General features: G+C 64.5%; 23 protein-coding genes. 13 read left to right on the top strand and 10 right to left on the bottom strand.

The genetic code is table 11. The features are described 5' to 3' along the window. Genes ACH488_RS10130 through ACH488_RS10110 form a run of 5 tightly spaced genes read left to right on the top strand, consistent with a single transcriptional unit; the run spans nt 1 to nt 5,006 of the window. The gene (locus ACH488_RS10130; RefSeq protein ID WP_397323958.1) at nt 1-906 is read left to right on the top strand and encodes a carbohydrate ABC transporter permease; all 906 of its coding nucleotides are present in this window, start codon (nt 1-3) and stop codon (nt 904-906) included. Between the two features lie 12 nt (nt 907-918). Continuing rightward, nucleotides 919-2,163, top strand: a complete 1,245-nt coding sequence (locus tag ACH488_RS10125; RefSeq protein ID WP_397323956.1) for a Gfo/Idh/MocA family protein — start codon at nt 919-921, stop codon at nt 2,161-2,163. Then, entirely contained in the window at nt 2,160-3,164 is a 1,005-nt protein-coding gene (locus ACH488_RS10120; protein ID WP_397323954.1) for a sugar phosphate isomerase/epimerase family protein, read from the top strand. The genes ACH488_RS10125 and ACH488_RS10120 overlap by 4 nt, the downstream gene beginning before the upstream one ends. Nucleotides 3,165-3,198: 34 nt before the next feature. Next, complete coding sequence (locus ACH488_RS10115) at nt 3,199-3,900, top strand: ThuA domain-containing protein (protein ID WP_397323952.1); 702 nt, start codon at nt 3,199-3,201, stop codon at nt 3,898-3,900. After that, nucleotides 3,885-5,006 carry a Gfo/Idh/MocA family protein gene (locus tag ACH488_RS10110; protein ID WP_397323951.1) on the top strand — a complete coding sequence of 374 codons (1,122 nt, stop codon included), beginning with the start codon at nt 3,885-3,887 and terminating at the stop codon, nt 5,004-5,006. Before ACH488_RS10115 ends, ACH488_RS10110 begins: the two co-directional genes overlap by 16 nt. A 79-nt stretch (nt 5,007-5,085) precedes the next feature. Here ACH488_RS10110 and ACH488_RS10105 read toward each other — a convergent pair whose 3' ends face one another. The 7 genes from ACH488_RS10105 to ACH488_RS10075 are packed head-to-tail and all read right to left on the bottom strand — an operon-like array spanning nt 5,086 to nt 12,923. Next, nucleotides 5,086-5,925: an HpcH/HpaI aldolase/citrate lyase family protein gene (locus ACH488_RS10105; RefSeq protein WP_397323949.1), complete on the bottom strand. Its 840-nt coding sequence runs from the start codon at nt 5,923-5,925 to the stop codon at nt 5,086-5,088. Between the two features lie 28 nt (nt 5,926-5,953). After that, nucleotides 5,954-6,466: a MaoC family dehydratase gene (locus ACH488_RS10100; protein ID WP_397323947.1), complete on the bottom strand. Its 513-nt coding sequence runs from the start codon at nt 6,464-6,466 to the stop codon at nt 5,954-5,956. Beyond that, nucleotides 6,463-7,215 (bottom strand): CoA transferase subunit B, encoded by a 753-nt coding sequence (locus ACH488_RS10095; RefSeq protein ID WP_397323946.1) that lies wholly within the window; start codon nt 7,213-7,215, stop codon nt 6,463-6,465. Before ACH488_RS10095 ends, ACH488_RS10100 begins: the two co-directional genes overlap by 4 nt. 2 nt (nt 7,216-7,217) lie before the next feature. Beyond that, entirely contained in the window at nt 7,218-8,000 is a 783-nt protein-coding gene (locus tag ACH488_RS10090; protein ID WP_397323945.1) for a CoA transferase subunit A, read from the bottom strand. 20 nt (nt 8,001-8,020) lie between these two features. After that, nucleotides 8,021-9,184 (bottom strand): acyl-CoA dehydrogenase family protein, encoded by a 1,164-nt coding sequence (locus ACH488_RS10085; RefSeq protein WP_397323943.1) that lies wholly within the window; start codon nt 9,182-9,184, stop codon nt 8,021-8,023. Continuing rightward, nucleotides 9,181-11,310: an acetyl/propionyl/methylcrotonyl-CoA carboxylase subunit alpha gene (locus ACH488_RS10080; protein WP_397323942.1), complete on the bottom strand. Its 2,130-nt coding sequence runs from the start codon at nt 11,308-11,310 to the stop codon at nt 9,181-9,183. Before ACH488_RS10080 ends, ACH488_RS10085 begins: the two co-directional genes overlap by 4 nt. Nucleotides 11,311-11,312: 2 nt before the next feature. Further along, complete coding sequence (locus ACH488_RS10075; RefSeq protein ID WP_397323940.1) at nt 11,313-12,923, bottom strand: carboxyl transferase domain-containing protein; 1,611 nt, start codon at nt 12,921-12,923, stop codon at nt 11,313-11,315. Between the two features lie 143 nt (nt 12,924-13,066). On the opposite strand from ACH488_RS10075, the gene ACH488_RS10070 reads away from it, so the two are divergent. The 3 genes from ACH488_RS10070 to ACH488_RS10060 all read left to right on the top strand — a co-directional run bounded on the left by ACH488_RS10070 (nt 13,067) and on the right by ACH488_RS10060 (nt 16,236). Next, on the top strand, nt 13,067-13,726 hold the full coding sequence (locus tag ACH488_RS10070; RefSeq protein ID WP_397323938.1) for a TetR/AcrR family transcriptional regulator: 660 nt from the start codon (nt 13,067-13,069) through the stop codon (nt 13,724-13,726). 190 nt (nt 13,727-13,916) lie between these two features. Further along, complete coding sequence (locus tag ACH488_RS10065) at nt 13,917-15,215, top strand: DUF222 domain-containing protein (RefSeq protein ID WP_397324075.1); 1,299 nt, start codon at nt 13,917-13,919, stop codon at nt 15,213-15,215. Nucleotides 15,216-15,363: 148 nt separating this feature from the next. Next, nucleotides 15,364-16,236 (top strand): NAD-dependent epimerase/dehydratase family protein, encoded by an 873-nt coding sequence (locus tag ACH488_RS10060; protein WP_397323936.1) that lies wholly within the window; start codon nt 15,364-15,366, stop codon nt 16,234-16,236. A 15-nt stretch (nt 16,237-16,251) separates the two neighbouring features. Here the strand turns inward: ACH488_RS10060 and ACH488_RS10055 are convergent, their stop codons facing one another. Genes ACH488_RS10055 through pdhA form a run of 3 tightly spaced genes read right to left on the bottom strand, consistent with a single transcriptional unit; the run spans nt 16,252 to nt 19,855 of the window. Then, the gene (locus ACH488_RS10055; RefSeq protein ID WP_397323935.1) at nt 16,252-17,679 is read right to left on the bottom strand and encodes a dihydrolipoamide acetyltransferase family protein; all 1,428 of its coding nucleotides are present in this window, start codon (nt 17,677-17,679) and stop codon (nt 16,252-16,254) included. Next, on the bottom strand, nt 17,676-18,686 hold the full coding sequence (locus tag ACH488_RS10050; RefSeq protein ID WP_397323934.1) for an alpha-ketoacid dehydrogenase subunit beta: 1,011 nt from the start codon (nt 18,684-18,686) through the stop codon (nt 17,676-17,678). Before ACH488_RS10050 ends, ACH488_RS10055 begins: the two co-directional genes overlap by 4 nt. Continuing rightward, nucleotides 18,686-19,855 (bottom strand): pyruvate dehydrogenase (acetyl-transferring) E1 component subunit alpha, encoded by a 1,170-nt coding sequence (gene pdhA, locus ACH488_RS10045; protein ID WP_397323933.1) that lies wholly within the window; start codon nt 19,853-19,855, stop codon nt 18,686-18,688. The genes ACH488_RS10050 and pdhA overlap by 1 nt, the downstream gene beginning before the upstream one ends. A 196-nt stretch (nt 19,856-20,051) precedes the next feature. Between pdhA and ACH488_RS10040 the strand changes: the two genes are divergently transcribed. The 5 genes from ACH488_RS10040 to ACH488_RS10020 all read left to right on the top strand — a co-directional run bounded on the left by ACH488_RS10040 (nt 20,052) and on the right by ACH488_RS10020 (nt 23,706). Further along, nucleotides 20,052-20,522 (top strand): Lrp/AsnC family transcriptional regulator, encoded by a 471-nt coding sequence (locus ACH488_RS10040; RefSeq protein WP_397323932.1) that lies wholly within the window; start codon nt 20,052-20,054, stop codon nt 20,520-20,522. 126 nt (nt 20,523-20,648) lie between these two features. Continuing rightward, nucleotides 20,649-21,428 carry a hypothetical protein gene (locus ACH488_RS10035; protein WP_397323930.1) on the top strand — a complete coding sequence of 260 codons (780 nt, stop codon included), beginning with the start codon at nt 20,649-20,651 and terminating at the stop codon, nt 21,426-21,428. Nucleotides 21,429-21,558: 130 nt separating this feature from the next. After that, nucleotides 21,559-21,966 (top strand): DUF4383 domain-containing protein, encoded by a 408-nt coding sequence (locus tag ACH488_RS10030; protein WP_397323928.1) that lies wholly within the window; start codon nt 21,559-21,561, stop codon nt 21,964-21,966. A 56-nt stretch (nt 21,967-22,022) separates the two neighbouring features. Further along, a complete protein-coding gene (locus ACH488_RS10025) occupies nt 22,023-22,610 on the top strand; it encodes a hypothetical protein (protein ID WP_397323927.1) in 588 nt (195 codons plus the stop codon). Nucleotides 22,611-22,686: 76 nt separating this feature from the next. Beyond that, nucleotides 22,687-23,706, top strand: a complete 1,020-nt coding sequence (locus ACH488_RS10020) for a PHP domain-containing protein (RefSeq protein WP_397323926.1) — start codon at nt 22,687-22,689, stop codon at nt 23,704-23,706. The last annotated feature ends 7 nt before the right edge of the window (nt 23,707-23,713 follow it).

Raw genomic sequence — 23,713 nt, 5'->3', positions numbered from 1 at the left:
GTGAGCACAGTTCTGACACCCCAACAACAATCGCCGGTAGCAGGCTCGCCCGCGAAACCCCCAGCCAACCGGCAAGGCCTGCTGACGCGCATCCGGCGGCTCAACCTCCCGGGCGGCCTTGGCGGCTGGATCTGGCTCGCCGTCATTATCATTCCGGTGTACTACATCGTCATTACCAGCCTGAAGACGTCCGAAGGCTACTTCGGCCAGAATCCCCTGGCGCCACCGACCTCGCCCACCTTCGAGAATTACCAATTGGTCCTCGAATCCGATTTCGCCAGGTACTTCATGAACAGCGTGATGGTCACGTTGGGCGCAGTGGTCCCCACGGTCCTGATCTCCTTCATGGCGGCCTTTGCGATTGTCCGTGGCCGTGGCCGGTTCCTCAAACTGGTGAACGGGATGTTCCTCATGGGGCTGGCCATCCCGCTGCAGGCGACGATTATCCCGATCTACCTGATGATCATCCGTTTGAACCTCTATGACAGCCTGCTGGCCATCATGCTGCCCTCGATCGCCTTTGCCATCCCCTTGACGGTCCTTATCCTGTCCAACTTCATCCGGGACGTTCCCAACGAGCTCTTCGAGTCAATGCGGCTTGACGGTTGCAGCGAATGGCAAACCATGTGGCGGCTGGCCCTGCCACTCACCCGGCCCGCAATCGTCACCGTGTCCATCTACAACGGGCTCCATGTGTGGAACGGCTTCCTGCTGCCATTGGTGCTCACCCAAAGCCCCAACTTGCGCGTCCTTCCCTTGGCTTTGTGGACGTTCCAGGGCGAATACAGCGTCAACATTCCGGCCGTCCTGGCTTCGGTTGTGCTGAGCACCCTCCCCATCCTGGTGCTCTACGTCGTAGGGCGCCGCCAACTGCTCAGTGGCCTGACCGCCGGATTCAGCAAATAGAAAGGATTTCCCATGGCTGACAGCAAACCCTTGCGGGTAGGGATGGTGGGCTACGCCTTCATGGGCGCCGCCCATTCCCACGCATGGCGGACCGCGCCCCGCTTCTTCGACCTCCCCCTTTCACCGCAATTGACAGCGGTGGCCGGCCGTACTGAGGCCGGGGTGCGTGCGGCAGCGGCAAAGTACGGCTGGGACTCGGTGGAAACGGACTGGCGGGCCCTGGTGGACCGCGATGACATTGACCTGATCGATATCTGCACCCCGGGCAACACGCACGCCGAAATCGCCATCGCTGCCCTCGAAGCCGGCAAGCACGTGCTCTGCGAAAAGCCGCTGGCCAACTCCGTGGCGGAGGCCGAAAAGATGACCGTGGTAGCCCAGGCCGCTGCTGAACGCGGCGTGCTCTCCATGTGCGGCTTCAGTTACCGCCGGACGCCTGCCCTCGCGTTGGCCAAGAGAATGGTGGAGGAAGGACGCCTGGGTGACATCCGCCATGTCCGGGCCCAGTACCTGCAGGACTGGCTGACCGACGCCAACGCCCCGCTCACGTGGCGCCTGGACAAAGCAAAGTCCGGCTCCGGTTCCCTCGGTGACATCGGGGCGCACAGCATCGATGCTGCCCAGTGGATCACCGGCATGGACATCACCGGCGTGTCCGCGCTTCTGGAAACGTTCGTTACGGAACGCCCCCTCGCGGGCGACTTGGTGGGCCTCGGCGGGCAAGGCGGCCCGGACGGGCCCAAGGGTCCGGTCACGGTGGATGACGCGGCCCTGTTCACGGCCCGTTTCGCGCCCAAGCACGACGGCGGCAGTTCCTCCGGCGGGCAAGGCACAGACGGCGGTTCCCGCCGAGGTCCCATCGGCATCTTCGAGGCAACCCGGTTCGCGCTGGGGCGCAAGAACGCCATGCGCTTGGAACTCAACGGAACCAAGGGATCCCTGGCCTTCGACTTCGAGGACATGAACTCCCTCCAGTTCTACGAGGCCTCCCTTGAGCCCGACGCCGGCTTCCGCAAGATCATGGTCACGGAACCAACCCACCCCTACACCGCCAATTGGTGGCCCACCGGCCACGGCCTCGGCTACGAGCACGGCTTCACGCATCAGGTGGTGGATCTGGTGAATGCCATCCACGCAGGCGAGCAGCCCTCGCCGTCGTTCGCTGACGCGTTGCAGGTCCAAAAGGTGCTGGCCGCCGTCGAGGAAAGCGCCAACAACGCCAGCCGCTGGGAGAACGTCCACAAGGAGGCATCATGAACCGGCCCATCACACTGTTCACCGGACAATGGGCAGACCTGCCGTTCGAGGAAGTCGCGCGCCTGGCCGGCGAATGGGGCTTCGACGGCCTGGAGATCGCCTGCTGGGGAGATCACCTGGATCCGCAGCGGATCATGGAGGACGACGCCTACCTGCAGAACAAACTGGACATCCTGGACAAGCACCATCTGTCCGTCCACGCCATCGCCAACCACCTCACCGGCCAGGCAGTGTGTGACGATCCGATCGATGAAAGGCACCAGGACATCCTGTCCCCCGGAGTCTGGGGTGATGGAGACCCCGAAGGAGTCCGGCAACGGGCGGCGGAAGCGATGAAGACCACGGCGCGGGCCGCGGCCCGGCTGGGCGTCAAGACCGTCACCGGGTTCACGGGCTCCTCCATCTGGAAATGCGTTGCCATGTTCCCGCCCGCATCGGAGGCCATGATCGAACGCGGCTACCAGGACTTTGCCGACAGGTGGAACCCCATCCTGGATGTGTTCGACGATGTGGGCGTCCGATTCGCCCTGGAAGTCCATCCCTCCGAAATCGCCTACGACTACTGGACGGCCAAACGCACCCTCGAAGCGATTGGCCACCGGGAGAGCTTTGGGCTCAACTTTGATCCCTCCCACTTCATCTGGCAGGACCTGGATCCGGTGATGTTCCTCCAGGACTTCGCGGACAAGATCTTCCATGTCCACGTCAAGGAATCGGTCCGCCAACTCAACGGCCGGAACGGCCGCCTGGGCTCCCACCTGCCGTGGGCCGACCCCCGACGCGGCTGGGATTTCGTCACAGCCGGCCATGGCAATGTCGCCTGGGAACCGATTTTCCGGACGCTCAACGCGATCGGCTACGACGGACCCACCAGCATCGAGTGGGAGGACGCCGGAATGGACCGGCTGGTCGGTGCCCCCCAGGCGTTGGCCATGGTCCGGGACCTCGCCACGATCCAACCTCCGGCGGCGGCTTTCGATGCCGCCTTCGCCACGCGATAGACACCAACGGATACGCCCCGAAACGAAGGAAACCATGACAAACAACACCAAGAGCGCCCTGGTGGTCCGCGGCGGCTGGGACGGACACCAGCCAATCGAGGCCACCGAACTCTTCATCCCCTACCTGGAAGCCCAGGGATTCGAGCTCCGGGTGGAAGAGTCGCCAAAGATCTACGCCGACCCCGACTACATGGCCTCAGTGGACCTGATCGTGCAGTGCATGACCATGTCCACCATCGAAAAGGACGAGTTGGAGGGCTTGCGGACAGCGGTAGAGAACGGCACCGGACTCGCCGGATGGCACGGTGGAATCGCGGATTCCTACCGGAACAACTCGGACTACCTCCACCTGATCGGAGGCCAGTTCGCTTGCCATCCCGGCAAGCACCCGGAGGAACGTATCGGAGAACAGTCGGACAATTACGTCCCGTACACCGTGAACCTGCTGCCGGCCGCCGCGGAGCACCCCATCACCGCAGGGCTGTCCGACTTTGACCTGGTCACCGAGCAATATTGGGTCCTCGCGGACGACTACATCGACGTCCTGGCCACCACTACCCAGAAGGTCCGCGAATGGGACCCGTGGAACCGCGAAGTCACCTCACCCGCCATCTGGACCCGGCAATGGGGCAAGGGCCGTATCTTCGTCTGCACCCCCGGGCACCGCGTCGAAGTACTCCAGGACACCAACGTCCGCACCATCATTGAAAGGGGCATGCTGTGGGCAACCCGTTGAGCAGCGGCAATGACCTGAACGTCGGCATCATCGGCTGCGGCAAGATCGTGGAGCAGTACCTCACCAATTTCCGCCGTCTCGAGTCGATCAATCTGGTGGCCGTGTCCGACCTCGATTCCTCCCGTGCCCAGGCCGTGGCCGACTCGTACGACGGCGTCCGGGCAGTGTCCGTAGAAGAGCTCCTGGCGGCAAATGACATCGACCTGGTCCTGAACCTGACCATCCCGGCAGCCCACGCAGAGATCGCGCTGAAGGCCATCGCCGCCGGGAAGTCCGTCTACGGAGAAAAGCCCTTGGCTGCCACCACGTCCGAAGCACGCCAGGTCCTCGAGGCTGCCCGCACCGCGGGCGTGGTGGTGGGCTGCGCGCCGGACACCGTCCTGGGCACAGGCATCCAGACGGCCCGCAAGGCGATCGACGACGGCCTGATCGGCGCCCCGGTTTCGGCCACCGCCACCATGGCCACACCGGGCCACGAGCGCTGGCACCCGAACCCCGACTTCTACTACCAGCCCGGTGGTGGACCACTGCTGGACATGGGCCCGTACTACGTCTCGGCGCTCGTGACGCTGCTCGGACCGGTGGTTTCAGTGGTGGGCGCCGCGAGCCATACCCGCAACGAGCGGACCATCGGCTCCGGCCCCCGCGAAGGCCAGCAGGTTCCCGTGGCCATCGACTCGCACGTGACCGGTGTCCTGGTCCATGCCTCGGGTGCCCTGTCCACGCTCTTCATGAGCTTCGACGCGGTCAAGACCAAGAGCCCCAACATCGAAATCCACGGCGAAAAGGGCTCGCTTGTGGTGCCGGACCCCAACCATTTCGACGGCGAAGTGCAACTGTTCGCGCTTGGCGCCGAGGATTGGGAGACGCTACCGGTCTCGGCCGGCTATGTGGACTCGGGCCGGGGCTTCGGGATCGCCGACCTCGCGACAACGCCGGCCGGGCAGGAACCAAGGGCCGGCGGTGAGCTGGCGTTCCACGCCTTGGAGGTCATGGAATCCGTCCTGGAATCAGCCACGTCCGGCAAAGCAGTTTCCATTGGAAGCACGGCCCACCGCCCAGCCGTTGTCCCCCTGACAGAGCTGGCGACGGCGGTACGCGCCTAGCGCCCGGCACTCCCGCGAGGTGGCAATTAATGACAGTGTTTCCGCCAAACATTGGCATTAAGTGCCACTTCGCGGCGGGTTAGCGACCGGCCCGGCGAAGCACAGACTCTGCGTGCTTCAGGATTGGTCCGTCGATCATCTTTCCCTTGAACTGGAACACGCCTGAGCCGGCAGCGGCTGCGGCTTCGAGCAACTCCGAAGCGTGGGCGACCGCTTCCGGGGCAGGAGCGTATGCTTCCCGCACCGCCGCCACCTGGTTCGGATGAATGCAGGCCTTGGCTCCAAAGCCACTGGCCACGGCGTCCAGTGACTCGGCGCCGAGCCCCTCAAGGTCCGGAATGTTCACGTACACGGCATCAATGGCTTCCTTGCCTGCAGCCTTCGCGGCAAGCAGCACAGCGGAACGCGAGTGCAATGCGACAGCCCGGTACCCGCCGTCGTCGTTCCTGCTGGAAAGTCCACCCAACGACGCGAGGAGGTCTTCGGCGCCCCACATGAGGGCCACGACGTTCGGTTCCGCAGCGATCGATGCCGCATTGACCACGCCGGCCGCGGTTTCGCACAGGGCAATCACCTGGTACCCCTCGAGGGCCTTCAGTTGCGCGGCGCTCTCCGCCTTGGCCAGCATGACGGTTCGGTAGGGCGTCTTCGCCAAAGCCGCGAGGTCGAGCTCGAAATCGGGCGACCCCACCGGATTCACGCGGACAATGGTCCGGGACGGCTCCAAGCCGCCAGCGCCCTGCTGCGCGAGAACTGCTTCCCGTGCACGCAGCTTGTCCGCCGGCGCCACGGCGTCTTCCAAGTCCAGGATGACGGCGTCGGCGCGACCCGCTGCCTTGCCGAAACGCTCCGGACGATCAGCGGGGCAGAACAAAAGGGCCGGACCCATGGTGAAGGGAGAGGCATCGGAGGAGGGCATTAAGAATCCTTGCTGCTGGGAGGGTGTTCTACCGCTCGGAAACGGACGATTGGGCGGCGTGCGCTTCCCGGGTCCACATCAGGCAGGTCCTGGTTGCCAAGGCCACCACATCGCCGTCCTGGTTGCGGCCAGTGTGTTGCATGGTGACCAGCCCTTGCCCGGGCCGTGAGGAGGAGAGCCGTTTGCCGCTGACCACCGTTTCCGTGTACAGCGTATCCCCGTGGAAGAGCGGGTGCGGGAACGTGACATCCGTGAGGCCCAACTGCGCAACGATGGTTCCTTGCGTCAATTGCGTCACGGACTGACCCACCATGGTGGACAACGTGAACATCGAGTTCATGAGCCTTTGCCCGAACGGCTGCGTGGAACTCCAGGCCGCATCCAGGTGGAGGGCCTGCGTATTCATGGTGAGGGTAGTGAACAGGACGTTGTCCGCTTCCGTCACTGTCCGGCCGGGTCTGTGGGCGTACAAGACGCCCTCCTCCAGCTCGTCAAAGTAGAGCCCCCGTTGCTCCACCACCCGAGGATTGGCGTCCGTCATACGGTCAGTTCCTGGTCCTCTTCGAACAGCTCAGCCCCCGTGGCGGCCAGGACGTCGTCGAGCGTCACGTTAGGCGCCAGTTCGCGGAGCACCAGCCTCGGCTCTCCTTCGTCCTTGACGACGTCGATCACCGCGAGGTCCGTGATGATGCGGTCCACGCAGCCCCTGCCGGTCAACGGCAAGGCACAGTCCTGCACGATTTTCGGCCGGCCGTTACGGTCCACGTGTTCCATCATCACGATGACCTTTTTGGCACCGAACACCAGGTCCATGGCCCCACCCATGCCCTTGACCATCTTGCCCGGAATCATCCAGTTGGCGAGGTCGCCGTTGGCCGCCACTTCCATGGCACCCAGGACCGCCACGTCCACGTGCCCTCCCCGGATCATGCCAAAGGAGGACGCCGAGTCGAAGAAGGCGGCACCGGCGTTGGTGGTCACGGTTTCCTTGCCCGCATTGATGAGGTCCGGATCGACCTGGTCCTCTGCCGGATAGGGCCCCACGCCGAGGATGCCGTTTTCCGAATGCAGAATGACTTCCACACCATCCGGAATGTAGTTCGGGATGAGGGTTGGCATTCCGATCCCCAGGTTCACGTACTGGCCGTTGACCAGTTCCTTGGCAACGCGGGCGGCCAGTTCGTTGCGCGTCCACCCTTTCGCCTCGTGGTGCTCGACGTCGGCACGCCGGTATTCGTGCCGCACGGCTTCCGGACGGGGCGGCACATCCTGCAAACTGTTCATTTCCATGGCTACGCTCCCGCCTGGTTGGTGCCGCCCGGGGCGGACAGGGCCACCGTCCGTTTCTCGATCCGTTTCTCCGCTGTCGGCGCGAGGACCACGCGTTGGACGAAGATACCGGGGGTGTGGATGTGCTCCGGGTCCAGTTCTCCTGGCTCCACGAGCTCTTCCACCTCAGCGATGGTGGTCCGGGCCGCCATGGCACAGAGCGGATTGAAGTTCATGGCCGCCGCGTGGAAAACCAGGTTTCCGTGGCGGTCCCCCTTCCAGGCGTGGACCAGGCCGAAATCGGGGGTCAACGATTCCTCCAGCACGTAGTCGGAATCGTTGAAGGTGCGCACCTCTTTCGGTGCGGAGGCCACCGCGACGTTGCCGTCGGCGTCGTACTTTTGCGGAAGGCCACCTTCGGAAACCTGGGTTCCCACACCGGCTTTCGTGTAAAAGGCCGGGATGCCCGCGCCGCCGGCCCGAAGCTTCTCTGCGAGGGTGCCTTGCGGGGTGAGTACCACTTCCAGTTCGCCGGCGAGGTACTGGCGGGCGAATTCCTTGTTTTCGCCCACGTAGGAGCTGATGGTCCGGCGGATGCGGCCGTCTTTGAGGAGGATGCCAAGACCCCAATCGTCCACGCCGCAGTTGTTGCTCACGGTTTCCAGATCCGTGGTTCCCTGCTGGTGGAGCGCGCCGATGAGCGCTACGGGGATGCCGCATAAGCCGAACCCGCCTACCGCGAGCGACGCGCCGTCCGGGATGTCCTTCACCGCTTCCGCGGCGCTGGCAACAACCTTGTCAATCATCCTTGATCCTTCCCCTGCGGTTAGAGACCCAGCTCGCGGGCGATGAGCATCAACTGGACTTCCGTGGTGCCTTCCCCGACTTCCAGGATTTTGGAGTCGCGGTAGTGGCGCGCCACGGTGAACTCGTTGATGAAGCCATAGCCGCCGAACACCTGGGTGGCGTCCCGCGCGTTGTCCATGGCTGCCTCGCCTGCGACCATCTTAGCGATGGCCGCTTCCGTCTTGAACGGCCTGCCCGCCAGCATCCTGGCCGCGGCGTCGTAGTACGCCAGGCGTGCCGTGTGGGCCCTGGCCTGCATGCGGGCGATCTTGAACTGGATGGCCTGGTACTTGGCGATGTTCTGCCCAAAGGCGCTGCGTTCCTTGGCGTATTTCACCGAGAGATCCACACAGCCCTGGGCGGCGCCCGTACCCAGAGCGGCGATCGCAATACGGCCCTCATCCAGGATGGACAGGAAATTGGCGTAGCCGCGGCCGCGTTCGCCCAGCAGATTGGCCTCCGGGACGCGGACATTGTCCAGGGTCAGCGGATGGGTGTCGGAGGCGTTCCACCCCACCTTGTTGTACGGCTTTTCGGCTTTGAACCCGGGCGTCTCCGTGGGGACCAAGATGGTGGAGATCTCCTTCTTGACGCTGCCGTCCGGTCGTTCTTCCTTGCCTGTCACAGCCGTGACGGTGACCAGGGTGGTGATGTCCGTTCCGGAGTTGGTGATGAATTCCTTGTTGCCGTTGATGACCCATTCGCCGTGCTCCAGATGGGCGTGGGTCTTCGTGCCACCGGCATCCGAGCCTGCTTCCCGTTCCGTGAGGCCGAACCCGGCGAGCGCGCTGCCGGAAGCAAGCTGGGGCAGCCATTCCTGCTTCTGCTCTTCCGTGCCAAAGCGATACACCGGCATGGCGCCCAGCGAAACGCCGGCTTCCAAGGTAATGGCTACGGATTGGTCCACCCGGCCCAATTGTTCCAAGGCCAGCGCTAGGGCGAAGTAGTCCCCGCCCATGCCGCCGTACTCCTCGGGGAAGGGTAGGCCAAAGAGGCCCATCTCCCCCATCTGCTTCACGATCGCGTAGGGGAAGCTGTGTTCTTCGTCGTGCTTGGCGGAGACGGGGGCCACCACTTCATCGGCGAATTCCCGGACGGAATCGCTGAGGTCCTGGTATTCCTCGGAGAGGTCAAAAGTGCTCATGGCTGGACTTCCTTGTCTGTAGCGGCCGCCGGATCTTCGGCGGGTGCGGCACTGTGGATCGTGGCGAGGACCTGGTCTGCTTTGACCTGGTCGCCGGTTGTGGTGGTCAGGTGGACTGTTCCAGAGACGGATGCCACCAACTGGTGTTCCATCTTCATGGCTTCGACGGCGAGCAGCACTTGTCCTTCCTGGACCGGGTCGCCGTCCGCCACGGAGACGGAAACCACTGTTCCGGGCATCGGCGAGCGCACCTCGGGATCGGCGGTGCCTTCTTCACGCTGGATTCCGGCGAGCATCCGCCGCAGCCTCCCGGCGCGGTCCAGCACCTCGAGGCGGCAGGACCAGCCGTCGTTGCCGAGGTAGAGGGCACCATCCGCGGCGCCGAGGGCGAAGGTAACGTGGACGCCGTCGATCTCCAGCTCCAGCCGGTCTGCGCCGTGGTCACGTACGGTCACCGGCGTGGCGGAGCGCCCGACGCCGGCACCGCCGTCGACCCTGACAATCAATTGCCCCTGCTGTTCGGTGACCCAGGCGGTGGCGGTTGCCCCGCCGGGCAGGGCGAACGTGGCACTCCACGCGGCCGGGGCACCGAGGCGCCAGGAGTCCGGGTTGGCCCAGGCGCGTCCGGCCTGCGGGGAACCGGACCGACCCAGCCACCGGGCCACCCCGGCGGCCATCAGCTCGTCGGCACCAACGTGCCGAAAGGCCATGCCCGGCAGCTTGCGCTCGATCAGCCCTGTGTCCAGGTGGCCCGCACGGACCTCGGGATCGTTAATCAACAACCGCAGGTACTCCACATTCGTGTCGACGCCGAGGAGTGTATATCCGGCCAGGGCCGTATCGAGCGCGTCCAGGGCTTGCGTGCGGTCCGGTCCCCAGGCGATGACCTTGGCGAGCATGGGATCGTAGTCGCCGGTGATCTCGAGCCCGGCCCGCATGGCCGAGTCGATCCGGACCCCCGGGTCCGTGCCGCCTTCGTCAAGGAACTCCAACCGACCCATGGACGGCATGAAGTTCCTCTCCGGCACCTCCGCGTAGACGCGCGCCTCCACTGCGTGGCCGTCAAGCACGACGTCGGACTGCGCCACCGTGAGCGGCTCGCCGGCGGCGATCCGCACCTGCCATTCCACGAGGTCGATGCCCGTCACCATCTCCGTGACCGGGTGTTCCACCTGGAGCCGCGTGTTCATCTCCATGAAGAAGAACTCATCCGGGTCCTCATCGGAGACCAAGAACTCCACGGTGCCAGCGCCACTGTAGTTCACGGAACGCGCCGCATTGCAGGCCGCTTCCCCGATCTTGTCCCGTAGCGCTTCCCCGTTCGGAAGCGAATCGAACAGGGCCGAGGGAGCTTCCTCGATCACCTTCTGGTGCCGGCGCTGGAGCGAACATTCCCGCTCGCCGAGGTGGATGACGTTGCCATGGTTATCGGCCAGGACCTGTACTTCGATGTGGCGGGGCGTGCTGACCAACCGTTCCAGGAACAACGTGTCGTCCCCGAACGCGGAGGCTGCCACGCGGCGGGCCGTGCCAAGGACCGCGGGAAGGTCCTCCGGCCGCTCCACCACATGCATGCCTTTGCCGCCGCCACCCGCGGAGGGCTTGATCAGCAGCGGGAAGCCCACACCCGGGGCGGCGTCAATGAGCTCCTGGTCCGTGAGGCCGGGCCTCGCGATGCCGGGCGTGCACGGGACGCCGAAGCCCATTACGTGGTTCTTGGACCGGATCTTGTCCCCCATGACCTCAAGCGCCTCGACGCCGGGGCCAATGAAGGTGATGCCAGCCTCGCCCAGGGCCTTGGCGAAGTCCACATTTTCGGACAGGAAGCCATACCCAGGGTGCACAGCGTCGGCGCCGGTGCGGCGGCAGGCGTCGATGATGGCGTCGATCTTCAGATAGCTCTCGGACGGGGCCGTGCCGCCGATGGCCACAGCGGTGTCCGCGAGCGCCACGTGCTTGGCATGCTTGTCAGCGTCGGAGTACACGGCCACCGAACGGATGCCCATGTCCTTGAGGGTCCGGATCACGCGGCAGGCGATCTCCCCGCGGTTGGCGACGAGGACGGTGGTGAAGGGTGGTGTGCTGGCCCTGGTCAGTGGCTTCGCAGTGGGTGCTGGCAGTGTCATGGTCACATCCTGAAGAGGCCGAAGGAGGTCTCGGGCAGTTGCTGGCGGGACACCACGTCCAAGGCCATGCCCAGGACCCGGCGGGTGTCCGCGGGATCGATGATGCCGTCATCCCAGAGCCGGGCCGTGGAGTAGTAGGGGCTCCCTTGGTCCTCGTACTGCTGTTTGATGGGCGCTTTGAAGGCCTCTTCCTCTTCGGCGGACCATTCCTCGCCGCGGGCCTCGTATTGTTCGCGCTTGACGGTGGCCAGGACGCTGGAGGCTTGGTTGCCTCCCATCACCGAGATCCGCGCGGCGGGCCACATCCACAGGAACCGTGGCGAGTAGGCGCGCCCGCACATGGAGTAGTTTCCTGCCCCGAAGCTGCCGCCGATCACCACAGTTAATTTGGGCACCCGGGCCGTGGCAACCGCGGTGACCATCTTGGCCCCGTTCTTGGCGATGCCGCCCTGTTCGTAGTCCTTGCCCACCATGAAGCCGGAGAGGTTCTGCAGGAAGATCAACGGGATGCCGCGCTGGTCGCAGAGTTCAATGAAATGTGCGCCCTTCAGGGACGATTCGCTGAACAGCACCCCGTTGTTGGCCACGATCCCCACAGGATGTCCGTGCAGATGGGCGAACCCTGTGACCAGGGTGGTGCCGTAGTCCTTTTTGAACTCGTGGAATTCCGAACCGTCAACGAGCCTGGCGATGACTTCCCGGACGTCGTACTGGGCGTTGACGTCCGTGGGAACCACGCCGTAGATCCCGGAAGGATCGACGACGGGCGGCAGGACGACGTCGAGCACGTCCCATGCCGGCGCAGCGGGCTTGGGCAACGTCGCCACAATGTCGCGGACGATCTCCAGTGCGTGCTGGTCGTTCTCGGCCAGGTGGTCTGCCACACCGGAAATTTTGGCGTGGACCTCACCCCCGCCAAGTTCTTCTGCAGTGACGATTTCACCAATGGCCGCCTTCACCAAGGGCGGGCCGCCCAGGAAGATGGTGCCTTGGTTGCGGACGATGACAGTCTCATCACTCATCGCCGGCACATAGGCTCCGCCTGCGGTGCATGAGCCCATCACCGAGGCTATCTGCGGAATCTTGGCGGCGGACATTTTGGCTTGGTTGTAGAAGATCCGCCCGAAGTGTTCCTTGTCCGGGAAGACCTCATCCTGTTTCGGCAGGAACGCTCCCCCGGAATCCACGAGGTAAATACACGGAAGCTTGTTTTCCAGGGCGATTTCCTGCGCCCTGAGGTGCTTTTTGACGGTCATCGGATAATAGGTGCCACCTTTGACCGTGGCGTCGTTGGAGATGACCAGGACGTGGCGGCCGTGGACCAGCCCGATCCCGGCAATGACCCCGGCGCCCGGGGAATCGTCGTTGTACATGCCGTTCGCGGCCAGGGGTGCGATTTCCAGGAACGGGCTGCCCTCGTCCAGCAGGTAGTCGATGCGCTCACGCGGAAGGAGCTTGCCGCGGGCGACGTGCCGTTCCCTCGACTTTTCCGGTCCGCCCAGGGCCGTCCTGGCGAGCCGCTCCTTCAAGTCCTTCACGAGCGCCATTTGGGCTTCCTGGTTGGCTTCGAAGGAGCCCGTTGAGGCACTTGCCGTGCTGGCGATTGTCTGCATCGACCACTGATCCATTCCCGGTCCGACTTCAGGGTGCGGACCATTTCGGTTAGTGCCACGTAACTGAAATTTAGGTTAGTCTGTATTAACTGTGATGTCCAGCACAGCCCCGCCGAGAGCGGGAGGCGCCAAGGAGGAAAAACATGGTTGAAACGCCCCCTGCCGAGGTGGACGGTCCCCGTGCCGCCACCACACAGCGAAGCCAAGCCAAGGAAGAACGGCGCCTGGCGTTGCTCTCAGCAGCGGCCAGCCTCTTCGCCGACAACGGGTTCAGCCGGGTCTCGCTCGAAGACCTCGGGGCTGCCGCCGGGGTCAGCGGCCCAGCGGTGTACCGGCACTTTCCGGGCAAGCAGGCAGTGCTGGCGGAATTGCTGCTCAGTGTCAGCCGCGACCTGTTGAGCGGTGGGCAGAGTGTCATTGCGGCGGCCGATGACCCTTCCTCGGCATTGCGGGGGCTGATTGCGTTCCACGTCGACTTCGCATTGAAGAATCCTGATGTGATCCGTGTCCAGGACCGGGACTTCGGAAGCCTCGGCGAGACCGACCAGGCGGAGGTCCGGTCCCTGCAGCGCTCCTACGTGGAAACGTGGGTCAAAGTCCTGGGGCAACTCCACTCCGGCATAGACACCACAGACCTGCGCGTCCGTGCACACGCCGCCTTCGGCTTGATCAACTCCACCCCGCACTCGGTCCGCCAGCACGGCCGGAAGATCGCAGCCAAGGCCGCCCGGCCGATCCTGGAGCAAATGGCGTTCGCTGCGCTGATGGCTGGGGGGCGCGATGATCCGAGGTTGTCCACATAGGGCAGAGTGGGCCTGCTGCTGGCCTCAGCCGGTTGAAAGACTTAAGGCATGGACGGAGCTCAACTGCTACAGGCGGCATACACAGAACAGTCGTCGCCGGCCCCTGAGTACGCTCGCGTCCTGACAACAGGGGTTGAGTCACTTCACACGCCCGGAAGCAGCCCCCACCACCGCGCAACTCCTCACAGATATTGGCAGGCTGCAGATTGCCGCAGACAGCAAGGATCTGGTCGATCAGTTGCGGGTTCTTGAGGACATGAAGTCAGCGATCTCCGCGTTGCAGGCCAAGATCACGGTGGCGTTCGACCTGGCACAGCGGCAGGAACAAGCCAACGCCGGGATCCCGGCCAGCGAGCAAGGCCGCGGCGTGGCCGCCCAAGTAGCACTGGCCCGCCGCGAATCACCCAACAAAGGCTCCCGCCTCCTGGGCCTGGCCAAAGCACTCGTCACCGAAATGCCCCACACCCTCACAGCCCTCGAAACAGGACAACTCAACGAATGGCGCGCCACCCTCCTCGTGAAGGAAACCGCCTGCCTCTCCGCCGAAGACCGCTGCGCCGTCGACGACGAACTCGCCCCCGACACCGGCACCTTCAACGGCGCCGGAGACAAAACCATCACCGCCGCCGCCAAAGCCGCCGCCTACCGCCGCGACCCCCGCTCAATCACCCAACGCGCAGCCCACGCCACCACCGAACGGCACGTCAGCCTCCGCCCCGCCCCCGACACCATGACCTACCTCACCGCACTCCTGCCCGTCGCCCAAGGAGTCGCCACCTACAAAGCACTCACCAACGCCGCCAACACCGCACGCTCCAACGGCGACACCAGAACCAAAGGCCAGGTCATGGCCGACACCCTCACCGAATGCATCACCGGCACCCGCCAAGGCTTCACCGGCATCGACCTGCAACTGATCATCACCGACCGCACCCTCCTCCAAAGCGACGCCGAACCAGCACGCCTGGACGGATACGGAACCGTCCCCGCCGAATGGGCCCGGAACCTCCTCACCCCAGAACAACCAGACACCGACCACAGCCCCAGCACAGACACCAGCACCAGCACCAGCACCACCAGCCCCGAGCTCAACATCTGGCTCCGCCGCCTCTACACCGCACCAACCACCGGCGAACTCCTCGCCATGGACTCACGAGCCCGCTTCTACCCAGCAACCCTGCGCCGCTTCATCCAAACCCGCGACAACCTCTGCCGCACCCCCTACTGCGACGCCCCCATCCGCCACCACGACCACATCACCCCCTGGTCACAAGGCGGCAAAACCACCCTCACCAACGCAGCCGGACTCTGCGAACACTGCAACCACACCAAAGAAAACCCCGGCTGGAGCGCCAAACCCGAAGCAGGCGACCGGCACAAACTGACAGTCACCACACCCACCGGCCACACCTATGCCTCAACCGCTCCCCCACTACCCGGGAGTTCAATCAGGAGCCAAAGGCAACCACCAAGCCTTGCCTACGCCTGAGCAGCCACCCAGGCCTGCTGCTCGGCACGGACTGTCTTTCCTAGGACTCACAGGGCCACTCTCGGGGGCTGTCACCGGGTCCGTGTCCACCTAGGCTGAAATGCAGCGGTTTGAAACGTCACACGTCGGTCCAGGAAGAGAGCTCATCATGAAAATTGCCGTCACCGGTGGAAGTGGAAAGCTGGGCAGGAGCGTGGTCCGTCGGCTGAGGCAGGATGGCCACACTGTCTTCAACCTTGACCAGGTGGGCCAACGCAGCCAAGGCTTCGTGACCGTGGATCTCCGGAACTACGGCCAGGTAGCCGACGTCATCCACGGCTTGGACGACCGGCACAACGGACTCGACGCCGTGGTCCACTTGGCGGCCATCCCGGCCCCTGGCCTGGTGCCGGATGCAGCCACGTTCGAGAACAATATGCTGTCCACCTACTACGTCTTCCAGTCCGCCCGCCGGGCCGGGATCAAGAAGCTCGTCTACGCCTCAAGCGAGACCGTGCTCGGCCTGCCGTTCGACACCCCGCCGCCCTACATCCCGGTGGACGAGGAGTACCCGGCGCGGCCTGAGAGCACGTACTCGCTGGTGAAGCACCTCGAGGAACAAATGGCCATCCAGCTCACCCGCTGGGACCCCGATTTGAGCATCACGGCACTGCGCTTTTCCAACGTCATGGATCCGGAGGACTACGATGCTTTCCCCTCCTTCGACCAGGACGCCAACCTCAGGAAATGGAACCTCTGGGGCTACATTGATGCACGCGACGGCGCGCAGGCCGTTGCCCGGGCCTTGGAGGCCGCAGCCCCGGGCTTCGAAGCGTTCATCATCGCGGCCGCGGACACGGTGATGAGCCGAAGCAGCGCCGAACTGGCCGCCGAAGTGTTCCCCGGCGTCGACGTGGTCAAGGAACTGGGCCAGCACGAAACCATGCTGTCCATCGACAAGGCGCGGCGGGTCCTGGGCTTCGAACCCGAGCACAGTTGGCGGGACGTGCATTCCAACCGGACCACGCCCACGGAAGACTGAACCCGCTGACCCGCCCTAGATCATGGTCATGACCATGGCGGGATCGGACAGTATCGCACCCAGGTCCGCGAGGAACCGGGAGCCTTGTTCGCCGTCCACCAGGCGGTGGTCGAAGGACAGGCTGAGGGACATGACCTGACGAACCGCCAGTTCGTCGCCAACTACCCATGGCGCCTTCCGGACAGCGCCCAGGGCCACGATCGCCGCTTCCCCCGGATTCAGGATGGGCGTGCCCGCGTCGATCCCGAAAACACCGATATTGGTGATGGAGATGGTCCCACCGGCGAGATCTGCGGGCGTGGTCTTTCCGGCGCGGGCGGTTTCCGTCAGCTCCGAGAGTTCGGTGGCGAGCCCACGAAGTGAAAGCCCGTGTGCATCCTTGATGTTGGGCACGGTCAGCCCCCTGGGCGTGGCCGCGGCGATGCCAAGGTTGACGTAGTTGAACTGGATAATTTCCTGCCGCTCCTCATCCCAGCGGGAGTTCAACGTGGGGTTGTTCCGCAGCGCGATCAACACAGCCTTGGCCCCGATGGTGAGCGGCGTCAGCTTCACGCCTTCGAAAGCCTTGCTGCCCCTGAGCCGCGCCAACAGCTCCATGGTTGCGGTGACGTCAACGGTGAGGAACTCGGTGACATGCGGCGCGGTGAAGGCGCTCTGGACCATGGCCGCTGCGGTGAATTTACGGACGCCCTTAATGGGAGTGCGCGTTTCACGGTCGCCGCTCGGAGCCGGCGTTGCGGAAACAGCCTCCCCGGACGGCTTCGCGCCGAAGTTCTGGACATCCTCACGCGTGATGAGTCCGCGCGGACCGCTACCGGCCACGTCTTCCAGATTGATGCCAAGATCCCGTGCCAGCTTTCGCACAGGCGGGGTGGAGCGCGGCCGCTCTCCGGCTTCGTGATCCACGGCCGGTTGCTCGACGACGGGCTGCTGCACGACGGGCTGCTTCGCGGCGGCCGGGGCAGCAGGTGCCGGTGTTTGGGCTTCGACACGGTCCTGCAGCACGGGTGTCATGGCTTGGCCGCGGGCACGCCGCGTGGGCCGTCCGGTATGTTCGACGACGGCGCCGTAGCCCACCAGGTTCGGCTCGCGTTTGGCGGAGGTTGCCGGAGCTGTGGCCTCCTCAGTTGGGGCGCCACCGCCGGCTGGCCTGCCACCGCCGGAGGAACCAGCCCCGCTCGTGGAACCAGCATCGTCCACTTCGAAGGAGACGATTGGCTTGCCTACTTCCACCACCGTGCCTGGCTGCTCATGCAGCGCCGCCACGACCCCCGCGAACGGCGAGGGCAGTTCAACCACTGCCTTGGCCGTTTCCACCTCGGCGATGACCTGGTTCAGCGCCACGGTGTCCCCCACGGCTACCTTCCAGCTGAGGATTTCCGACTCGGTCAGTCCTTCACCAAGGTCCGGCAGCCTGAATTCCTTGATCATGGTGGCGGTCATCCTTCCAGTCCACTCAGCGAGTTGGGACGTCCCAGGGCGCGGTCAACGCCGTCGAGAATCCTGTCCAGATCCGGCAGGTGGTGCATCTCCACCTTCGAGTAGGGGTACGGAACATCGAACCCGGTGATCCTGACCGGCGCGGCCTCGAGGTAGTTGAAGCAGCGTTCGGTAATGCTCGCGGCAATCTCCGCGCCGAGTCCACCTGACTGCCCGGCCTCATGCGTGATGACCAAGCGGCCGGTCTTGCGGACGGAGGCTTCGACCACCGGATAGTCGACCGGCGCCAAGGACCGGAGATCGATGACTTCCACGGACGTGCCTTCATCGGCCGCGGCCTGCGCAGCGTCCTTTGCGGTCTTCACCAGCGGACCGTAGGCAACCAAGGTGACGTCAGTACCGGCGTTGACCACCGCGGCCTTGTCCAGGGGCATCGCTGTGGACAGGTCCAGGCCTTCGTCCACATCACCCTTGTCGTGGTACCGGCGCTTCGGCTCGAAATACAGCACGGGATCATCGGAGGCGATGGCCTGCTGGATCATGGTGTACGCGTCCTGGGGATTGGACACTGCGACTACCCGCAGCCCGGAAGTATGCGTGAAGTAGGCCTCCGGCGATTCGGAGTGGTGCTCCGGCGATCCGATCCCGCCACCGAACGGAACACGGATGGTGATGGGCATTTTCACCCGGCCCTGTGTCCGGTAATGCATTTTGGCCACCTGGCTGACGATCTGGTCGAAGGCAGGGTAGATAAAGCCGTCGAACTGGATCTCGCAGACCGGGCGGTAGCCGCGGTAGGCCAAACCGACGGCGGTGCCGATAATGCCGGACTCGGCCAGCGGGGAATCGATCACGCGGTGCTTGCCGAAGTCTTTCTGCAGGCCATCGGTGACGCGGAAGACGCCGCCGAGGGTGCCAATGTCCTCACCGATAAGCACCACTTTGGGATCGTTCTCGAGGGATTTGCGGAGGCCTGCGTTGATGGCCCGGGCGAAAGTGAGCTTGGACATCAGAGGGCACCTTCCTCGACTGTTTCGTTGAAGCTGTTCAAGTAGCGCGAATAGTGGTCCTTCTGCCGTTCGATCCACGGGTTCGGGGTGCTGTAGACGTGGTTGAAGACGTCCAGGGGTTCCGGGGCCGGCATGGTGGTGCAACTGGTGCGGAGTTCGGCACCCACGGCATCGGCCTTGGCCTTGACCTGGGCTTCAAGTTCCCCGGTGAGCAGTCCCTTAGCCTCCAGCAGTCTCCGCAGGCGCAGGATGGGATCCTTCGCTGCCCAGTCTTCAAGCTCATTGGCATCCCGGTAGCGGGTGGGATCATCGGCCGTCGTGTGGGGGCCCATCCGGTAGGTCACGGCCTCGATGAACGTCGGTCCCCCGCCTTTGCGGGCCCGGTCCAGTGCTATGCGGGTTGCAGCCATGACCGCCAGGACGTCATTGCCATCCACGCGCATGCTGGGAATGCCGAATCCGGTGGGCCGGTCAGCGAGCTGGATATGGGACTGGAGCCGGACGGGTTCCGAGATGGCCCAGTGGTTGTTCTGGCAGAAGAACACCACGGGCGCCTGGAAGCTGGCGGCAAAGACCATGGCCTCGTTGACGTCGCCCTCGCTGGTTGCTCCATCTCCGAAGTACGCAAGGACCGCCGTGCTGGCGCCGTCAAGCTGGACGCCCATGGCGTAACCGGTGGCGTGCAGGCTTTGCGAACCAATGATGATCTGCGGAGTGGCCATGTTGATGCGCTGCGGATCCCAGCTGTACAAGGCATTGCCACGCCAGACTTTGGCGATTTCGGAGAGCTGGGCGCCGCGGATGTAGGCCACTCCGCTCTCCCGGTAGCTGGGGAACACGAAGTCGTCGTCGCGCAGGGAACGGCTGGAGCCGATCTGCGAGGCTTCCTGTCCCAGGAGGGGCGGCCACAGGGCCAGTTCGCCCTGGCGCTGGAGTGCGGTTGCCTCAGTGTCGATGCGCCGGATGACGGTCATGTCCTCGTAGAGGGCACAGAGTTGCTCGTCGCCGATGTCCTTGATCCACAGATCGAACTCCGGGTGGCTGATCCGCTCACCGTCGGGGGATATCAACTGCAGCAGATTGCCGCCAGTCCGCAGTGGATGATGTGCACTTTGTTCCGGGTCCGGAGTGGCTTGGTCCACTCCCTTTCCCGCTTTATCCGTCAACACAGGTGATCGCGACCTTCCGGCTCGTGTTCGTCGGTCCTCGCCGGACTTGTGATCCAGCCGCAGACCGGCCCCCTGGCACCTTCGCCCCGGGTTATTTGTGACCCTACTCACAACGGGCATCGGGTACAACTACCCACGCCGCCATTGAGCATCCTGCACTGTTTGGTGACTGCCACCCGTGCTAATCTTGCGCATTATGCAACCCTTGGATGGCACTGACACCCGGCTTCTTTCAGCGATGGCCAAGGATCCCCGAGGGACCGTAGTGGCCCTGGCGCAAAGGCTCGGACTCTCCCGCAATACTGTCCAGGCACGCATGGCCCAGTTGGAAAAGAAGCACGCCTTCCTGTCCTTCGAGCGACGCATCAATCCCGTGGCCCTGGGTTATCCGCTGACCGCGTTCATCAGCGTCCACGTCCAACAGCAAAAGCTCGCCAGCCTAGCACGGGAACTGGCCGACATTCCCGAAATCCTGGAAGGGCACGGCTTGACCGGATCCGCGGACCTGCTCCTGCGCGTCGTTGCCCTGGACGCCGAGGATCTCTACCGGATCAACGGCAAGATCCTGGCCTGCGACGGAGTCGAGCGCACGGACACCGCCTTGGCCATGCGGGAAATGATTCCGTACCGCGTGCAGCCGCTTCTGGGCAGGCGTTCCGAGGCGTGAGCCGCGCCGGGATCCTCTTGCCCGGGAACGCAAGCATGCTGTTTGATTCAGAGGGACGCGTCGGGGCCGCCCAAAGGTCCCCAACAGGTGGTGGCGCGGCCGCAGGCTGCTGAAAGGGGCACCGTAGTGAGCAACCCGCAAGAACCGAACGGGCGCGAGGACATGCCGCGCAATCCCAACCAACCCGGGCAATATCCACCCCCACCCGTGCCGCCGGCACCCGGCAACGCACCGCAGGCGGGCGACCCCCACCAGGCCGGACAGCCACAGCACCCCGGACAGCCCGCAGCGCCGCCACAATGGCAACAGCCGCCGTCGTACGCCGGTTCCCAAGCCGGCAACCCGCCCTACGGCGGACCCCAGAACACCAACCCCGGCGCCCAGAACCCCTATCCACAAGGCCAGTACGCGCCGGGCCAGTACCCGCCCAACCAGTACCCGCCCAACCAATACCCCTACGGCCAGCAGCCCACGCAACCGGCAAAAAAGCGGAAGGTCCTCTGGATTGTCCTTGGCATTGTTGCGGGCGTGATCGTCCTGGCCGTGGTGGGCGTGCTGGTGTTGGTGAACCTGGTGGGCAACGCAACGTCGAAGGCGCGCTCCCTGGCGGACGAGTTCACGAACCTGGTGGTCGCCGGAGATACGGAGCGGGCCTACGACGACTACCTGCAGCAGGAGCTGAAGGACCAGCTGGACAAAGAGTCGTTCGTTGATGGCATCGCGGGCCTGGAACTGGACAGTTCCTGCAAGCCCAATTACAGCTCTGTCAACGTCAACAACACCAACGGCAGGAACACAGCGGACATCTCGGGCACGCTGCAATGCGACGGCAAGAGCATCGACCTCCGGTACGTCTTCGAGGGCACCAACGACCTCAAGATGAGCAGCATCCGGCTCCGCCCCTAGCCCACCGTCAAAAAGATTTACGAAGAACCACCCATCCACCTGGGCGCATGGTCCGAACAACCCGTGAAAGCTCCACCCGGAGCTTCGCGACAAAGCCGGAACAACCGGCTACCACCGAAAGGTTCGGACCATGCGTACTTCGCCCAATCGCTTGATCGCCACCATCTTCGGAGCCGTGTACCTCCTGGTAGGCGTGCTCGGTTTCTTCGTCACCGCAGGAACCGGGTTCTTTGCCACCGAAGGTGCAACCCTGATCATCTTCGCCGTGAACCCCCTCCACAACGTGATCCACCTGGCCATTGGAGCCGCTTTGCTCTACGCCGGACTGAACAGCGTCACATTGTCCAAGACCGTGAACACCACGGTGGGCGGCGTCTACCTGCTGGTAGGCATCCTGGGCCTGTTCCTTGTGGGCAGTTCCTTGAACATCATCGCCCTGAACGGCGCCGACAACGTCCTGCACCTGGCCAGCGCCGTGGTTCTCCTTGGCGTAGCGCTCTCCCAGGACAAGGTCACCGCCGCCTCGGCCCGCGCCTGATCCACGTGATGCATCCCCACAGCACCCGCCAGGACCAGGAACGCGAGGAGGCCACCATGGCAGCACAGGACCATCCGACGCTCAAGGCCGCAACCCTGCTGTTCGTCTACTTCGCAGCCATGGCCGCTGGAATGGTGGACCTGTCACTGTCTGCCGGGTATCTCGCCTCTTCCGGGACCGGTCCGCTGATCGGAGGCGTTGCCGCCCTGATGGCCGGACTCGCATTCCTGGCGTGGTCGCTGTGGGGACTGCACCGCAATTCGCTTGTCTTTCCACGGCTGGTCCTCCCAGCCCTGGCTGCAGCGGCAGCCATCCACGTCGCCGTGCTTGCAGTGGGCCTCACTTCTCCGGCCCGAACACTCAACATCAGCCACCTGGCCGCCTTGGGGGTCACCCTCATGGCACTGGCCGGCGCGGGCTGGCTGCGGCGACACCTCAAGACCAACGGCGGCGGCACCCACGGCCAGCCAAGGACCGGGCGGCTTCTGGCAGCCGCGTTCGGAGCCGCCGTCGTTGTTGCCTCGGTAGCGATTCCGGGACTGGCCGCCTCGATGGCCGGCCAGCACGCCGTCCCCCACGGAGAACACGGCCAGGCTCCGTCGGAGGGCGTGAACCCGGCGCTCAACCCAAGCCACCACCACTAAGGGTGGGCAGGCCCGAAGGGGCCCACCATCGGCCGTGCCCTGTTGATGGTGGGCCTCCTTCGTGGAGGATAGAGCCATGGATCCCGTTGAGGCGCTCGATGAAATCTCCTTCTGGCTGGAACGCAGCCTGGCTCCCACCTTCAAAGTCCAAGCCTTCCGCAAAGCCGCCGACGTCGTGCGGCAGCTTCCGCCCGGCGAGTTGCCCCGGTTGGTGGCGGCCAACCGGCTGACGAGCCTCAAAGGCGTAGGGAACCGCAGCGCCGAGGTGATCGGCCAGGCCCTGGAGGGTGGCGTTCCCGATTACCTGGAGGACCTCCGGGAGCGCGGCGCCCAGCCGCTCGCGGCCACCGGCCACCACCTCGCATCAGCCCTCCGCGGCGACCTCCATAGCCACAGCAATTGGTCCGACGGCGGATCACCGATCGAAACCATGGTGGCAGCTGCCCGGACCCTTGGCAGGGAGTACCAGGCCCTCACGGACCACTCCCCCAACTTGACCATCGCCAACGGCCTCAGCGCCGAGCGGCTCGACGAACAACTGGGAATCGTGGATGGCATCAACGCCGGCCAGGACGGCTTCCGGTTGCTCAAGGGCATCGAAGTGGACATCCTGGAAGACGGCACCTTGGACCAAACACCGGAAATGCTGGACCGGCTGGACGTGGTTGTTGCCAGCGTCCATTCCAAGCTGCGCTCCGATCACCAGACCATGACCAAAAGAATGCTCGGCGGCATTTCGGATCCCCACACCAACGTCCTGGGACACTGCACCGGCAGGCTGGTACAAGGTTCGCGGGGCACCCGGCCGGAGTCCGAATTCGACGCGGCGAAAGTGTTCAAGGAATGCGCGGAGTGGGGCGTGGCGGTGGAGATCAACTCACGGCCGGAGCGGCAGGACCCGCCCGAGCGGCTCATCAAGATGGCCCTCGACGCCGGCTGCCTCTTCAGCATTGACAGCGACGCCCATGCCCCGGGCCAACTGGATTTCCTCCAGTACGGCGCCGAGCGTGCGGAGGCCGCGGGCGTCCCCCGGGAACGCATTGTCACCACCTGGCCGCTGCAGCAGTTGCAGGAATGGCTGGCCCTGAAAAAGTAGGCCATGC

The sequence above is a fragment of the Paenarthrobacter sp. NPDC018779 genome (assembly GCF_044391085.1).
Lineage (GTDB): Bacteria > Actinomycetota > Actinomycetes > Actinomycetales > Micrococcaceae > Arthrobacter.
This window is presented reverse-complemented; position numbering and strand designations above follow the sequence as displayed.